Origin of the sequence: Promicromonospora sp. NPDC052451 (assembly GCF_044547525.1) — a bacterium.
GTDB lineage: Bacteria > Actinomycetota > Actinomycetes > Actinomycetales > Cellulomonadaceae > Promicromonospora.
Genome location: NZ_JBIUAP010000004.1, coordinates 344122 through 359028, shown reverse-complemented (window position 1 = coordinate 359028; position 14907 = coordinate 344122). Strand labels below are relative to the sequence as shown.

The following is a 14907-nucleotide window of genomic DNA, read 5'->3' as shown; positions in this document are numbered from 1 at the left end:
GCGGACACGAACACGGAACGAGGAGGCGCCATGCGGGTGACCGTAGACGAGGACCGCTGCTGCGGGGCGGGCACGTGCGTGCTGGTAGCCCCCGACGTCTTCGACCAGCGGGACGAGGACGGCATCGTCGTGCTCCTGGACGAGACGCCCGGGGCTGACCGGCACGACGCTGTCCGGGAGGCGGCGAGCGTCTGCCCTGCGGCCGCGATCGGCCTGGTCGAGTGAGCACGGCACCGGGCAGCGTCCTGGTGGTCGGTGCCTCCGCCGGTGGCCTGGCCACGGTGGAGGCCCTGCGCCGCAAGGGGTTCGAGGGCCGCATCACGCTGCTCGGCGCCGAGCAGCACCTCCCGTACGACCGGCCGCCCCTGTCCAAGCAGGTGCTCTCCGGTGCCTGGGAGCCCGACAAGGTGCGCCTGCGCCCTGAGCCCGCGCTCCGGGCGCTCGGCGTGGAACTGGTGCTCGGCGACCCCGCCGTCGGCCTGGACGTCGCGAACCGGAGCGTGCGGACCGGCTCGGGGCGCACGCTCGCGGCGGACGCCGTGGCGATCGCCACAGGCGTCCGTGCACGGGCCTTCCCAGGCCAGGCCGGCCTGGCGGGCGTGCACATGATCCGCACCCTGGACGACGCTGTCGCCCTGCGCGCCGCGCTCGCCGTCGCCCGCCGGCTGGTCGTGGTCGGCGACGGCGTGCTGGGTGCCGAGGCCGCGGCCACCGGTCGCGGCCTCGGCCTGGACGTCACCCTGGCGGGGCCGCAGGAGGTGCCCATGGAGAGCCAGATCGGCACGTGGGCGGGCGGGCGCCTGGCCGACCTCCATGCTGCGCGCGGCGTCCGGCTGCGGCTCGGGGCCGGGGTGTCGGAGCTGACTGCCAGGTCCGGTCGGGTCACCGGCGTGACCCTCGACGGCGGTGCGCACGTGCCGGCCGACGTCGTCGTGGTAGCCATCGGCGGCACGCCGGCGACGGACTGGCTGGCGGGCAGCGGGCTGGCGTGCGACGACGGCGTCGTCTGCGACAGCAGGTGCCGGGCGGCGGACGGCATCTACGCCGTCGGGGACGTGGCCCGCTGGCAGCACCCGGGGCTGGGCGGTCTGATACGTCTGGAGAACCGGACCAACGCGACCGAGCAGGCGGTCGTGGTGGCGGCCAACATCCTGGGCGCGGACGCGCCCTACGCGCCGGTGCCGTACTTCTGGAGCGACCAGTACGACGTCAAGCTCATGGTGCACGGCGCGGTCCCCGCAGACGCCGAGATCGATGTCGTCGAGGGCGACCCGTCGGACGATCGGTTCGTCGCGCTGTGCCGCAGCGAGGGTGTGCCGCGTGCCGTCCTGGGCTGGAACATGCCCAAGCAGGCCCGGTTGCACCGCCAGGCCGTCGTCGACGCGCCGGCTCCCCTCGGTCGCCCCTGAGCGCCCCGCCTCCCGTAGAAGGTCCGGCCCGGACCACCGTGCGGTGTGGTCCGGGCCGGGCACTGTTCTCCCCGCGTCCTCAGCGCCGGACCGTCAGCCGCACGGTCGTCCAGTCGCGGGTGCCCTCGCTGTCCGTCGCGATCAGCCGCGCGGTGTACCGGCCCGGCTGCTCGTAGACGTGCGTCACGCTCGCGCCGTCCGCGGTGGTCCCGTCGCCCAGGTCCCACTGGTAGGAGACGATCTCCCGCCCCTCGGGTGCCACGGCGGACCCGGACAGGTCGACCGGGCTGCCCGCCGGGACGGCCCCGCGGCCGGCCTGCGCCGTCACCACCGGCGCGGTGGCGTCGGCGACGCCGCGCCCGTGGAAGACGAGCCAGTCGAGACCGAGGTCGGCGCCGTCGGCCGGCTCGCGCTTGCTCTTCGCGACGAGGTACAGCGTGGTGGCACCCTGCTGCTCCGGGAGGTCGATCGTGGGCGAGACGACCTGCCCGGCGCCGGCGGCCTTCGCGACCTCGACCTGGCCGAGCGTGCGCCCGGTCGGGCTGCCGGCCCGCACCTCGACGGTGGCGTCGGCGGCGCCGCGCACGGCGCCCACCGTCAGCGCGTCGATGCCGCGCAGGTCGACCGGCCCGAACGCGATCCAGTCGCCGTGGTCCACGTCCGTCACGAGCCGCCCGCCGCGGGCGTCCGCGCCGTCGGCCACCGTGACGCCGGAGCTGTCGGCGAAGAACTCCGCCTCCTTGTCGCGTACCTGCAGGTGGATGACGTCCTGGCCGGCCAGCGCGGGCACACCGTCGGCGCCGAGGTCCTGGTAGCCCGCCCCGAGCACGGGGTAGACGTTCTGCCCCACGCCGTGGTCCGCCGGGTCGAGGAACACCGTCCCGGAGCACCCGGTGTAGTTGTCCAGCGGGTGCGCGTGGGTGTCGTGCCCCAGCTGGGTGTTCACCGTGACCTGCTCGCAGTCGATCGTTCCGGCCTCGGTGGAGCCGTCCTCGACGTCGTCCACGTCGACGGCGTAGTCGACCGTGTCGCCGAGCTCGGCGAAGCCGCCGTGGAACGGGGCCCCGAACGCGACGTCCGGCCGGGTGTTGCCGGCGGTGATCTTCTGCACGGAGACACCGGTGAACCCCTCGCTGTCCGTGACCGTCAGGCGGGCGCTGAACTGCCCCCGCTCGGTGTAGGTGTGCGTGGGGCTGGGCTCGGTCGAGTCGACGACGCCGTCGTTCTCGAAGTCCCACTCGTAGGTGATCTCCAGCCCGTCGGGGCTCTCGCTGGCGCCGCCGTCGAAGGCGACGGTCAGGGGTTCGTGACCGGAGTCGACGTCGGCGGTGAACCGCGAGATCGGCCGGCGGCCGTCGGCGGCGTAGTCGATGCGGTAGATGCCGGCGTCCGTGTTGGTGCTCCCGCGGCCGGCGCCCCGGCCCAGGCCGAAGTCGATGATGTAGAGCGAGCCGTCGGGACCGAACTCGGCCTCGAACGGGGCGACGAACGTCTCGTCCGGAAGGAACGGGTCGATCGAGGCGAGCTCGCCCGTGGTCTCGTCCAGCGAGAGCACCTTGTAGAAGTTGCGGGCGTACTCGGACACGAACCAGTGCCCGTCGAAGGCTTCCGGGAACTTCGTCTTCACGTCGAGCTCCGGGTCGAACCGGTAGACCGGGCCGCCCATCGGGGCAGCGCCGCCGGAGCCCAGCTCGGGGAACTCCTCGGACACCCCGTAGCCGTACCAGACGAGCGGCTCCTGCGACGGCGGCAGCTCGCGCAGGCCCGTGTTGTTGGGGGAGTCGTTGACGGGGTTGGCGCAGTCGAACGGCTCTCCGGAGACACCGGTGGCGAAGTCGTAGTCGATGTACGGCTGGTTGTTCGCGTGGCAGTACGGCCAGCCGTGGTTGCCCGGCTGCGTCATCCGGATGAACTCGACCTGGCCCTCGGGGCCGCGCAGCGGGTCGGCCACGCGGGCGTCGGGCCCGTAGTCCCCGATCAGCACCGCGCCGGTGCCGGGGTCGACCGTGATCCGGAACGGGTTGCGGAAGCCCATGCCGTAGATCTCCGGGCGGGTGCCCTCGGTGCCCGGCGCGAACAGGTTGCCGTCCGGGATCGTGTAGGTGCCGTCGTCCTGCGGGGTGATGCGTAGCACCTTGCCGCGCAGGTCGTTCGTGTTGGCGGACGTGCCCTGCGCGTCCCAGGCGCGACGTCCCTCGCGCTCGTCGATCGGCGTGTAGCCCGCCTGGTCGAACGGGTCGGAGTTGTCGCCGGTCGCGACGTAGAGGTCGCCGTCCGGCCCCATCGCCAGCGAGCCGGCCATGTGCGAGTTGGCGCGGCCCTCGCCGCGCCAGATGGTGAAGTCGAGCAGCCGCTTCTCGGTGGCCGGGTCGATCGTGTCGTCCGGCCCCATCGTGAACCGCGAGAGGTTCATCTTCGCCACGTCGGGGTCGCTCCAGAGCAGGTACAGCCACCCGTTCTCCGTGAAGCCGGGGTCCAGGGTCAGCCCCAGGAGGCCGTCGGACTGCTGGAGCAGGTCGAGGGAGTAGTCCAGGTCCAGGGCCGTGGTCTGGCGCAGCGTCTCCTGGTCCAGCACGACCACCTGGCCGGTGCGCTGGATGTAGACGACGCGGCCGTCGTCGGCCACGTCGAGCTCGAACGGGTCGGCGAGCCCCTCGGTGACCAGCGGGACCTTGTCGAACGTGGCGGCCTCGGCATGGTCGGAGCCCGGATGGGCGGTGGCGGCCGTGGTGGCGGGGACCAGGGCACCGACCGCGACGACCAGACCGGTCGTCGCAGCCAGAACCCGGCGGCGTGCCCTGCGGTGCGGTGCGGACATCAACACTCCCTCGTGCTGGGTCGGATGGTGCGTGCGGGCGTGCGGCACTCCCGGGCGAGGGCGGGTGCCCTCGCCCGGAAGCAGCCGGACGGATCAGTGGCCGATCAGTGGCGGACCAGCAGCTGGACTAGTAGCGCAGCTCGGCGAGGTTGCCGATGCTCGTGCACGCGGACGTCACGCCGTCGGGGGACGGCTGGTCGTGCTCGGTGAAGCCGTAGCGGACGCCGGCCAGCGTGGCGCCCGCGAAGATCTCGGCGAAGTCGATGGTGCCCTCGCCCACGTCGGCGAAGGAGCCGTCCTCCGCCATGTCCTTGAGGTGCAGCAGCTCGAACCGGCCCGGGTAGCGCGCGAACAGGTCCGTGGCGGACGTGTCCGTGCTCGCGGCCCAGTACACGTCGAGCTCCATCGTCACGAACGCCGGGTCGGTCTCCCGGACCAGCACGTCGTAGCCCGTGACGCCGTCCTCCTCGGTCTCGAACTCGTACCCGTGGTTGTGGTAGGCGACCCGGATGCCCTCGGCGCTCAGGGCCTCTCCTGCCTCGTTGAGGATCGCGGCCGTCCGGGAGTAGTCCGCCAGCGTCCACGAGCCGGAGCCCGAGACGCGCACGTACCTCGCCCCGATCGCGTGCGCCTCGGCGACCACCAGGTCGACGTCGTTCTGCAGGTTCGACAGGCTCACGCCGAGCGAGGGCACCGCGATGCCCGCCGCGTCGGTGAGCGGCGCCAGCTCGGCGGCCGTGTAGCCGTAGAAGTTGCCGGCGGCGCCCGACGGCTCGATGTTCTGGAAGCCGCACTCCGCGAGCGCGCCCAGGGTCCCCTCGGCGTCGGTGGGCATGGTCGCGCGGACCGTGTAGCCCACCAGGCCGATCCTGGACAGGTCGACGGCCCTGTCGCCCGTGACCGGGTGCGGCCGGCCCACCTCCGAGTCGGTGGCGGCGCGGACGATGTCCCGGCGCTCGCCGCCGGTCAGGACCCGTTCACGTACGAGGTCCCTGGTCACCGACGAGACCGTGCGGACGAACGCGCCGTGCGTCGCGAACGGCGCGCCGGCCATGATCTCGTCCATGACGGTGCAGCCGCCGCCGGTCTCGCGGTTGGGCACGCCGGAGTCGGCGCCGGCGCCGAACCAGACGGTGGCGTCGCTCGTGTAGCCGTACGCGCAGGCGGCGGTCCCGCTGGTCCCGCCGCGGCCGTCCGCTGGTCCGGCTGCTGACGCGCACGGCGCCAGGATCGGCAGGGTCAGCGTGGCGGCCACGGCGGCGGTGAGCCACGGCTTCGCCGTGCGCCGCAGGGTCGGGGTCGTGCCGGTAGTTCGTCGCATCAGATGAACCTCTCCTTCGAGGAACCGGATCAGCTTCGGGAGACCAGATCAGCTTCGGGAGACCAGGTCAGGAACCCGGTCAGCGGACGGTCAGGTCGACCGTCGTCGTGCTCCGTCCGTAGACCAGGTCGCCGAGGTACTGCACGGTGACCGGGTGCTTCCCCTTGCCCAGGCCGGCCGTCGGGACGACGACCCGTGCGGGGCCGCGGCCCAGTGTGGCCTTGACCGACACGTCGCCGACGGTGACCCGGACGGTCCCGGTCGGGGCAGGCCGGCCCGCGGCGCCGGGCACCCGGACCACGGCCTCGACGTCCTGGCCCGCCGCGACCCTCGGCGGGGCGAGCCGCGCCGAGACCTCGGACGCAAGCGCCTGGGAGGTCTCCTGCCCGGTCAGGCGCTCGATCCAGACGTTGCGGAACCGCGGGTTCAGACCGGCGTCGCCGTGGTCCTGGAGCTTGATGTGCCCCGGCGTCGGCCCCTCGGCCTTGCCGTTGCCGGTCTTGCCGTCGATCGCCACGTCGTCGTGCACGAGCTGCCCGTTCCACCACAGGGACAGGCGTGCGTCCTCGGTCTTGGTCCCGTCGGGGGCGAACCGGGCGGCGCGGAAGACGAGGTCGTACGTCTGCCACGTGCCCATCTCGGTCGCCGCGTTGATGTCCGGGGCCTTCTTCAGGTAGATCGACCCGGCGTCGTTGGTCTGCGGCGGGTCGATGCCGAAGGACTCCAGCACCTGCACCTCGTAGCGTTCCTGGATGTAGATGCCGCTGTTGCCACGGGCCTGGCCGGTGACGTCGTCGGCGTGCTGGGGCTGGTACCACTCGGCGTGCATCCGGAAGTCGCCGAACTTCTCCTTGGTGCGGATGTCGCCGCCGAAGGACTCCATCGAGCCGTCCGCGACCGGCCACGTCGCGGCCCCGCCGCTGGCCTTCTCCCAGGCGTCGAGGTCGCCGCCGTCGAACAGGGTGATGCGCTCGCTCGGCGTGACGGTGAGGCTGTCGAGGTTGACGTGCCCCAGGTCGTCCTCGTCGTGCACGTAGGCGATGGTGTTGGCACCCTCCCGCAGCTGAACCGTCTCGGTCTGCGTCTGCCAGTTGGCCCAGGTCACGGTGCTGTCGAGCCAGACCTGCTTCTGCTTGACGCCGTTGACGTACAGGCTCATCGACCGCGGCGTCGGGCTCGGGTCGGAGTTCTGCCCGTTCGCGTAGCGCAGGGCCAGGTCGTGCGGCCCGGCCTCGTCGGCCTCGACGGCGAACGTGGTGCGGGCGCCCGGCTCCCAGTTGCGGTCCACGAACCCGGCACCCGAGTACCCGGCGTGGTTGGTGTTCCAGCCCGCGCCGCCGGCGATGTCGGCGGCCTCGGCCTCGTAGACCGGCGGCGGGGTGGAGCCGTCGGGCAGGCGGTTCATGGTGTACCAGGCCTCGGTGCTCCACAGCTCCTCGCCGCCCTCGGCCGCGAACGGCCGCGGGGAGTGCACGTTGACCACCCGGCCGGGCTTGAGCCCGTCGATCATGAGGGTCACCGTCCTGCGGTCGTCGGACAGCGTCGCGGAGGTCACCGTCAGGTCCTCCTCGTCCACCTTGGGCCCGCCGTACTGCGGCGTCGAGACGTAGCGCCACTGCGCCGCCTCGTACTTCCCGGCCAGGTCCTGCGCGGTCTCGGCCGACAGCGGCTTCGTGTACTCGATCTCGAACCCGCCCTCCACGGCGCGCATCTCGAGCATGTCGAACGCCCGGCTCTCGTCGAAGGTGAGCTTCTGCAGGCCGTAGCCGAGCTTGCCCGCCTGGCCCCAGTTGCCCGACCAGCCGATGCCGCCCACGTAGATCGAGCCGTCCGGCCCGACGCTCGTCCTGCTGACGCCGGACTCCAGGCCCTGCGTCATGCGGAAGACGGCGCCCTGCTCCTGGCCCGCGACCTCCTCCAGGTAGACGCGCTGGAGGCCGCCGTAGGTCACGTCGCCGATCGCCATCTGCCCGGCGAACACGCCGTCGGTGAGGATCACGGGGTTGCTGGGGGAGTTGGAGATCTCGCTGTGCGGCATCCACAGCACGGGCTCGGTGACGGGCTGGTCGTCGTACGGGCCGTCCGGGTTCGTGTAGTGGTTGTAGAACGCTCCCTCCTGCACGCGCACCAGCTTGGACGTCGGCACGTGCATGCCCTGGTTGTCGGTGACGTACATGCCGCCGTCGGCGCCGAAGCCCAGGCCGTTCGGGGTGCGCAGGCCGCCCGCCAGGTACTCGACCTCGCCGGTGTCCTCGTCGATCTTCAGCACCGAGCCGCGGTTCTCGACGAGCTGCGGATCGCGCGTCGCGCCGCCGGGCACCATCGCGATGCCCGTGGAGACGTAGAAGTAGCCGTCCTCGTACAGCAGGCCGAACGCGAACTCGTGGTAGTTGCCGCCGAACGGCCAGGTCGCGACCTCGCGGTACTCGTCGGTGACCTCGTCGCCGTCGGTGTCCACGAGTTCCGTCAGGCCGTGCTTCTCGGAGACGTAGATGCGGCCGTCCACGACCTTGAGGCCCATCGGCTCCTGGAGCTCCTCGGCGATCCTCGTGTACGTCACGTCGTCGGCGCCGCCGTCGCCCGTGACGTTCTCGACGATGTACACCTCGCCGAGCACCGTCTCGCGGTCGCCGCCCCACGTGGCGATGACCATCCGGCCGTCGGGCAGCCAGTCCATGCCGGTGACCTGCGGCTCGAAGCCGTCCGGGCGCAGGTTGGTCAGCGTGTAGTCGGGGTGTACCTCGGTCAGGGGCAGGCCGTCGCCCGGCGCCTCGTCCACGCCCTCGCAGAGCTTGCGGCCCGGTGAGGTGACGCGCGTGACCTCGGCGTCGGTGCTCAGCACCGAGCTCGGCACCAGCGCGAAGCCGGAGGCGCCCGGCGGGCGCCACTCCAGCGTGAGCTGCTGGCCGAAGTCGCCGTCGAAGTGGTCCATGCGCAGCGCGTGGTACCCGGCCTCCAGGTCGACCGAGCCGTCCTTCGGCGTCGCCCCGTGCTTGCCGGGGTGGTCGACGACGAGCGTGTCGTCGAGCAGCAGCCGCGCGCCGTCGTCGCTCGTGACGCGGAAGTCGTAGGTGCCGGTGTCCGGCACGTTCAGAAAGCCGGTGACCTCGGTGACGAAGCGGTCGGTGAGGCCGAAGTCGTCGGCCGTGCGCCAGTCGATCGTCGGCTTCAGCTCGTCGATGTTCGGCGTCTGGCCCGGCTTCAGCGTGCAGTAGTCCTCCAGCGGGACCTGGACGTCGAAGACGCGCATGGTCACGCCGGGCTCCTGCGGCCGGGTGGGGTCGGTCGCGGGCTGCGCGGCGGCCTGCGCCGCGGGCCGGCCCGCTGCCTGCGCTGCTGCCGGCAGCACCGTGAACGGCAGCACGAGCACGCCGAGCATCGCGGCGAGGGTGCGGGGGGTCGATCTGCGTTCCATCCTGCGTTCCATGGGCCTGCCTCTCCATCGAGGACCTTGCCTAGCGGGGACCGTGCCCGCCGCGGCGGCGTCGTTGCGCCGACGGCTGGGCACGCCACGTCACTATGCGGTCAGGGGTGACCCCGGACAACGAGTTGCCACTTGTTGCCCCTCCCGGGCGGCTCGCACCGCCTCACCGGCGTGCTGGTGGGCGAGCGTTCACCAGGCGATCTACGACCGTGAAGGACCGGGTGACGGCCGCTGGCGGCCTGCTGAACGGGTGTCCGACGTCGCGTGCGAGAACGGGTCGGCCAGCGGGCGGGCCGTCGAGCCGCGTTCGACGAGCTTGGCCGGCAGCAGCGCCGGGGCCGACAGGCCGGACGACGCCGCGGCCGACAGCCCCGCCGACGGTGCACGCAGCTGGTTGAGCAGACGCTGGACGGCGAAGGTGCCGAAGTGGCGCAGGGGAGAGGCGACCGTCGTCAGCGGCGGGGTGCAGAAGTCGGAGCCGAAGATGTTGTCGAACCCGACCACGCTCAGATCGCCGGGCACCTCGATGCCCAGCCGGGTCAGCCCGCGCATCGTGCCGATCGCGACCAGGTCGTTGTAGGCCACGGTCGCGGTCGCGGAGTGGGTGGTCAGGGCCTGGGCGGCCGACAGCCCGCCGGCGAGCGTGGGCGCGAACGGGCCGAGCCGGCGGGCCTTCAGCCCGAGCTCCTGGGTCGCCTCCCGGAAGGCGCGCCAGCGCATGCCGTCGGCCCACGACGCCTCGGGGCCGGCCAGGTACGTCAGCCGCACGTGCCCCAGGCCCGCCAGGTGCTCGACGGCGCGCCGCATGCCCTGGGCGTTGTCGGTCACGACGCTCGGGACGTCCGCCACGACGCGGTTCATCACGACGGTCGGCCGCTGCTTGGCGACGGCCCGGATCGCGGCGTCCGAGAGCCGCGAGGTGGCCAGCACGACGCCCTCGACCAGGGGCAGCGTGCGCTCCAGGGCGCGGCGCTCGGCCCCGCTGGACTCGTGCGCGTCCACCACCAGCAGCGTGTAGCCGGCGTCGATGGCGGTCTTCTCGGCGCTGCGGATGATCTCGAAGAAGAACGGGTTGGTCAGGTCGGCCACGACGATCGCGAGCAGCGCCGTCCGGCCGTCGGGCAGGCCCCGCCCGATCGGGCTGGTCCGGTAGCCGAGCTCGTGGGCGACCCGGCGGATGCGGTCCGCCGTCTCCGCGTTGACGCGCCCGGGCCGGGAGAACGCCCGCGACACCGTCGAGGGCGCGACGCCGGCGGCCTCGGCGACGTCGTAGATGGTCGGTCTTGTGCGAGAGCTCCCTGTTTCGCCAGTTTCGCCCATGCGTGGGGAGCGTACGGCGCGCACCAGGTTCACGGCAACTAGTTGCCGTGAACCTGCCGGGTGTGGCAGATCCTTGCCCGCCCGGCAAGAGGTGGCAACACCTTGACTGCCCTGGTGCGGCACCCTCGAATGACGGCATGACCATGCGCGCCGCGGGCTCAGCGACGAGCCCGCCACCCGAGGACGACGACGAGGCGGTCCAGGTCGAGGCCGCCGAGAGCGAGCTCAGACGGCTGGGCCTGGAGGAGATCCGCGTACGGCACCACGGCGACCTGGCCCGGCTCGAGGCGCCGCACGACGACCTGGCGACCATGACGTCGGAGCCCCTGCGCGGTGAGGTGCTGCGGGCCGTGCGGTCCGCGGGCTTCCGGTCGGTGGCCGTCGACCTGGAGGCCGTCGACCTGGAGGCCGTGATCACCCCGGACGACGCCTGACCGGACCCGATGGCAACCGGGTGCCACGGGGCGCGCGCCGTGGCGGGGCAACAAGTGGCAACTCGTTGTCCGGCCCTGGTGCGGCTCATAGTGTCCCGTCTGACGCGCAGCTCCACCGCCGGGGCTGCTGACCTGCTCTACCGACCGGCACCTCCCGGACGACGACGTCCGCCGTGCCCCGACCCGCAGCCCCACGGGCGTCGACGTCGACCCCGTGCGACGAACCGGAAAGAGCGAACCCTTGAGGAGCACGCCATGGTGACCGCCCAGGAGGCCCGCCCCACGACGCCGTCCAGGTCACGGCCGACGCCGCCGGCCGGCGGGCCGCCGTTCGCCGCCCGCGTGCTCGCGCTGCTGGCGGAGTCGTGGCGGCCCGTCGCGGTGCTGCTCGCGCTGTTCGCGCTCTGGTGGTTCGTGGCGTGGCGCGAGCTGGTCCCGGCCTACCTGGTGCCCTCTCCCGGCGCGGTCGCCGAGACCATGGCCGCCGAGTGGCCGATGCTCCTGGAGCACACCTGGGTGACCACGCTGGAGACGATCGTCGGGTTCGTGCTCGCGGCCGTGATCGGCGTGGCGGCCGCCGTGCTGCTGGTCTACTCCAGGACGGCGGAGAAGTCGCTCTACCCGCTCATCCTCTTCGCCCAGGTCATCCCCAAGATCGCCATCGCCCCGATCCTGGTCGTCTGGTTCGGGTTCGGCATGACGCCGAAGATCGTCCTGGCGGTGCTCATCGCGTTCTTCCCCGTCGTGGTCTCGGCCGTGGCCGGGCTGCGCTCGGTCGACCCCGAGCTGCTGGAGATGTCCGCGACGATGGGCGCCTCGCGGTGGAAGACGTTCCGCAAGATCCGCTTCCCCGGTGCGCTCCCGCAGCTCATGTCCGGCCTCAAGGTGGCGGTGACGCTCGCGGTCGTGGGCGCCGTCGTCGGCGAGTTCGTGGGCGCCGACCGGGGCCTCGGCTACGTGCTGCTGCTCGCCAGCGGCAACCTCGACGCCCCGCTGCTGTTCGCCGACCTGATCCTCATGTCGCTCATCGGCGTGGTCCTGTTCGTGCTGGTCGAGCTGCTCGAACGGCTCCTCATCCCGTGGCACGCCTCGCGCCGGGGCAACCTCGCGCTCGCGACCGTCTGACCAGCGCCCTCTCGTTCTTCCCGCCGCCACCGTGGCGGCCCGACCAGAAAGGCTCTCCCATGCATGGTGCAACGAAGCAGGAGCGTGGCCGCAGGACCGCGATGTCGCTGGCCGTGGCGGGCGTCGCGCTGGCGACGGCCGCGGCCTGCGGGCAGGCCGCCGGGGGCGGGCCGGGCGAGCAGAACGCCGAGGGCCTGAGCGAGGTCACGGTGACCCTCAACTGGGTGCCGTACGGCGAGCACGCCCCGTTCTACTACGGCGTGGCCGAGGGCATCTTCGAGGACGAGGGCATCGACCTGACGATCCAGCCGGGCAACGGGTCCGGCAACACCGTGCAGCAGGTGGCGCAGCGCAACACCGACTTCGGGTGGGCCGACACCCCGCCGCTCGCGAACGGCATCAGCTCCGGCATGCCGGTGCGCAGCGTCGGGGTCTTCCTGCAGACCGGCCCCAGCTCCGTGGAGTTCTTCGACGACCAGGGCATCACCGAGCCCGCCGACCTCGTGGGCAAGACGGTCGGCGGCACGCCCGGCGACGCCATGTACGGCACGTTCCCGGCGTGGCTGGAGATCAACGGCGTGAACCCGGACGACGTGACCGTGGTCAACGTGGACGCCGCGGGCAAGATCGCCGCGCTCATCGAGGGCAAGGTCGACGCCATCCAGGGCTTCTACCACGACCAGGCGGCGACCATCGAGAACCAGACCGGCAAGGAGGTCTCGGCCCTGCCGTTCGCGGACTTCGGCATGAACATGCTCGGCACCGGCCTGCTGGCGCACGAGGCGACGATCGAGAGCGACCCCGAGCTGGTCCAGGCGATGGTGCGGGCGACGTCGAAGGCGTTCCTCGCGGCGTCCGAGGACCCGGAGGCCGCCGTCGCCGCCATGGCCGCCGACGCCGAGCAGGCGCCCGACGAGGAGGTGCTGGCGGCGCAGCTCGAGGCGACGATCGGCCTGCTCAACCTCGAGGAGGCCCCGGCGCCCGGCGTGAACACCGAGCAGCAGTGGACCGACACGCTGACGTTCCTCACGGAGAACACGGAGTTCGAGGGCGAGCCGACGCCGGACGCGTACTGGGACGCGAGCTTCGGGGAGGGCATGTGACCGCCGCGACGGAACCCACGGTCGCGCGGGCCGCAGGCGGGCGGGCCGCCGGCGCCGAGCCGATCATCGAGGTCTCGCACCTCACCCGGCGCTTCACCTCCAAACGCTCGGAGACCGTGGCGCTGGACGACGTCTCGCTGGCCGTGCAGCCGGGGGAGTTCGTCACGATCGCGGGGCCGTCCGGCTGCGGCAAGTCGACGCTGCTCAAGATCATCGCGGGGCTCACTCTCGCCAGCGAGGGCGACGTGCGCCTGTACGGGCAGCCGGTCACGGGTCCGCAGCGCGAGATCGGGTTCGCCTTCCAGCGCTCGGCCCTGCTGGAGTGGCGGGGCGTGCGCAGGAACATCCTGCTCCAGGCCGAGATGCGCGGCATGGACCGGCGCCGCGCGGAGGAGCGCGCCGACCACCTCATCGAGCTCACCGGACTGACCGGGTTCGAGAAGGCCCTGCCGCACGAGCTGTCCGGCGGCATGCAGCAGCGCGTGGCCCTGTGCCGTGCCCTGCTGCACGAGCCCCGGGTGCTGCTCATGGACGAGCCGTTCGGGGCGCTCGACGCCCTGACGCGCGAGCAGATGAACATCGAGATGAACCGGATCTGGCGCGAGACCGGCACCACCGTGGTGCTGGTGACCCACTCCGTGCCGGAGGCGGTGTACCTGGGCAGCCGCATCGTCGTCATGAGCCCGCGGCCCGGCCGCATCGTCGAGACGCTCGAACCGGGGCTGCCGGAGCGCCGCGAGTACGGGCCGACCCTGGCCGACCCGCGGTTCACGGCGGCCGCCGAGCGGCTGCGCGACCTGCTCGGCGCGAGCCATGCGCCCGAGTGACCGGGGCCGGCCGTGACGTCCGCCGGCACGGGTGAGGACGTCAGCACGGGTGAGGGCGTCGGCACGGGCGTCGGCGTCGGCATCGTGGGCATGGGCGGGATCGGCGCGTTGCACGCCCGGGCCGTGTCGGAGCTGGCGGGCCGGGCTCGTGTCGTCGCGTTCAGCGGCCGGGCGGCGGAGGGTGCGCCGCCGACGGCCGCGCGTCTCGCACCGCACGAGGTCATCGCGCACCCCGACGTCGAGGTCGTGGCGATCTGCACCCCGAGCGGCACGCACGCGGCGCTCGCGCTGGCGGCGCTGGAGGCCGGCCGGCACGTCGTCGTCGAGAAGCCGCTCGCGCTGGACGTCGGTGACGCGCTGCGCGTCGCGCGTGCCGCGCGCGAGCGCGGGCTCCTGGTCTCGATGATCGCCCAGCGGCGCCTGGAGGCCGAGAACGTGGCGCTCAGGCGCGCGATCGACGACGGGGCGCTGGGCGAGCTGCGGCTGGCGACCACCCACGTGCACTGGCACCGCGACGACGGCTACTACCGCGCGGCGGGATGGCGGTCCGCGGCGGACCAGGGCGGCGGGTCCCTGATGAACCAGGGCGTGCACAGCGTGGACCTGCTGCGCTGGCTGTGCGGCCCGGTCGAGTCGGTGACGGCCCAGTCCGGCACCCTCGCGCACGCGATCGCGGCGGAGGACACGACGGTGGCCACCCTCCGCTTCGCCTCCGGCGCGCTCGGCGTGGTGACCACGACGACGGCGACGCCGCCCGGGTTCCCGGCGACCGTCTCCGTGCTCGGTTCCCGCGGATCGGTCGAGCTCGGTCAGGGGGAGGTGCGCCGGTGGGACGTGCCGGGGGTGCCCCCGCCGCCGGCGGGACCCGCGGCGAACGGTGCCGCCGACCCGCTCGCGATCGGCCACGCGGGACACCTGGCCCAGTGGACCCGGATCGTCGACGCCCTGCGGTCACCGGCAGCGGTGCCGGTGCCGGTCGGCATCGACGACGCCGTCGAGACGGTCCGGCTGCTGTGCGCGATCGAGGCGGCCGCGGGGGGGGGGGGGGGGGGGGGGGGGGGGGGGGGGGGGGGGGGGGGGGGGGGGCCGGCCCCCCCCCCCCCCCCCCCCCCCGCCCGCCCGCGCG

Annotated in this window: 10 protein-coding genes and 1 pseudogene; 7 read left to right on the top strand and 4 right to left on the bottom strand. The window is 73.0% G+C overall.

The annotated features are described in order from the left end of the window. The first annotated feature begins 30 nt into the window (after positions 1-30). Positions 31-225: a ferredoxin gene (locus tag ACIG47_RS09580; protein WP_397430597.1), complete on the top strand. Its 195-nt coding sequence runs from the start codon at positions 31-33 to the stop codon at positions 223-225. After that, positions 222-1409, top strand: coding sequence for an NAD(P)/FAD-dependent oxidoreductase (locus ACIG47_RS09575; RefSeq protein ID WP_397430596.1), 1188 nt, complete (start codon positions 222-224; stop codon positions 1407-1409). Before ACIG47_RS09580 ends, ACIG47_RS09575 begins: the two co-directional genes overlap by 4 nt. 79 nt (positions 1410-1488) lie before the next feature. On the opposite strand, the gene ACIG47_RS09570 is transcribed toward ACIG47_RS09575, so the two are convergent. The 4 genes from ACIG47_RS09570 to ACIG47_RS09555 form a co-directional block, all read right to left on the bottom strand. Then, the gene (locus ACIG47_RS09570) at positions 1489-4227 is read right to left on the bottom strand and encodes a PKD domain-containing protein (RefSeq protein ID WP_397430595.1); all 2739 of its coding nucleotides are present in this window, start codon (positions 4225-4227) and stop codon (positions 1489-1491) included. A gap of 127 nt (positions 4228-4354) precedes the next feature. Then, positions 4355-5548 carry a sugar phosphate isomerase/epimerase family protein gene (locus tag ACIG47_RS09565; protein WP_397430594.1) on the bottom strand — a complete coding sequence of 398 codons (1194 nt, stop codon included), beginning with the start codon at positions 5546-5548 and terminating at the stop codon, positions 4355-4357. A gap of 79 nt (positions 5549-5627) precedes the next feature. Continuing rightward, positions 5628-8963, bottom strand: coding sequence for a family 16 glycoside hydrolase (locus tag ACIG47_RS09560; RefSeq protein ID WP_397430593.1), 3336 nt, complete (start codon positions 8961-8963; stop codon positions 5628-5630). 210 nt (positions 8964-9173) lie between these two features. Next, complete coding sequence (locus ACIG47_RS09555) at positions 9174-10292, bottom strand: LacI family DNA-binding transcriptional regulator (protein WP_397430592.1); 1119 nt, start codon at positions 10290-10292, stop codon at positions 9174-9176. 137 nt (positions 10293-10429) lie between these two features. On the opposite strand from ACIG47_RS09555, the gene ACIG47_RS09550 reads away from it, so the two are divergent. The 5 genes and pseudogenes from ACIG47_RS09550 to ACIG47_RS09530 all read left to right on the top strand — a co-directional run. Next, on the top strand, positions 10430-10726 hold the full coding sequence (locus ACIG47_RS09550) for a hypothetical protein (protein WP_397430591.1): 297 nt from the start codon (positions 10430-10432) through the stop codon (positions 10724-10726). Between the two features lie 255 nt (positions 10727-10981). Beyond that, positions 10982-11851, top strand: coding sequence for an ABC transporter permease (locus ACIG47_RS09545; protein ID WP_397418446.1), 870 nt, complete (start codon positions 10982-10984; stop codon positions 11849-11851). 59 nt (positions 11852-11910) lie between these two features. Continuing rightward, positions 11911-12954, top strand: a complete 1044-nt coding sequence (locus tag ACIG47_RS09540; RefSeq protein ID WP_397418448.1) for an ABC transporter substrate-binding protein — start codon at positions 11911-11913, stop codon at positions 12952-12954. Next, on the top strand, positions 12951-13781 hold the full coding sequence (locus ACIG47_RS09535) for an ABC transporter ATP-binding protein (protein WP_397430590.1): 831 nt from the start codon (positions 12951-12953) through the stop codon (positions 13779-13781). Before ACIG47_RS09540 ends, ACIG47_RS09535 begins: the two co-directional genes overlap by 4 nt. Before the next feature lie 12 nt (positions 13782-13793). Next, positions 13794-14907: pseudogene (locus tag ACIG47_RS09530) on the top strand (Gfo/Idh/MocA family protein); the annotation flags it as partial.

Coding starts and splice junctions, on each gene's coding strand:
- ACIG47_RS09550 (WP_397430591.1), top strand. CDS start 10,430: ATGACCATGCGCGCCGCGGGCTCAGCGACGAGCCCGCCACCCGAGGAC.
- ACIG47_RS09545 (WP_397418446.1), top strand. CDS start 10,982: ATGGTGACCGCCCAGGAGGCCCGCCCCACGACGCCGTCCAGGTCACGG.
- ACIG47_RS09580 (WP_397430597.1), top strand. CDS start 31: ATGCGGGTGACCGTAGACGAGGACCGCTGCTGCGGGGCGGGCACGTGC.
- ACIG47_RS09540 (WP_397418448.1), top strand. CDS start 11,911: ATGCATGGTGCAACGAAGCAGGAGCGTGGCCGCAGGACCGCGATGTCG.
- ACIG47_RS09555 (WP_397430592.1), bottom strand. CDS start 10,292: ATGGGCGAAACTGGCGAAACAGGGAGCTCTCGCACAAGACCGACCATC.
- ACIG47_RS09565 (WP_397430594.1), bottom strand. CDS start 5,548: ATGCGACGAACTACCGGCACGACCCCGACCCTGCGGCGCACGGCGAAG.
- ACIG47_RS09560 (WP_397430593.1), bottom strand. CDS start 8,963: ATGGAACGCAGATCGACCCCCCGCACCCTCGCCGCGATGCTCGGCGTG.
- ACIG47_RS09570 (WP_397430595.1), bottom strand. CDS start 4,227: ATGTCCGCACCGCACCGCAGGGCACGCCGCCGGGTTCTGGCTGCGACG.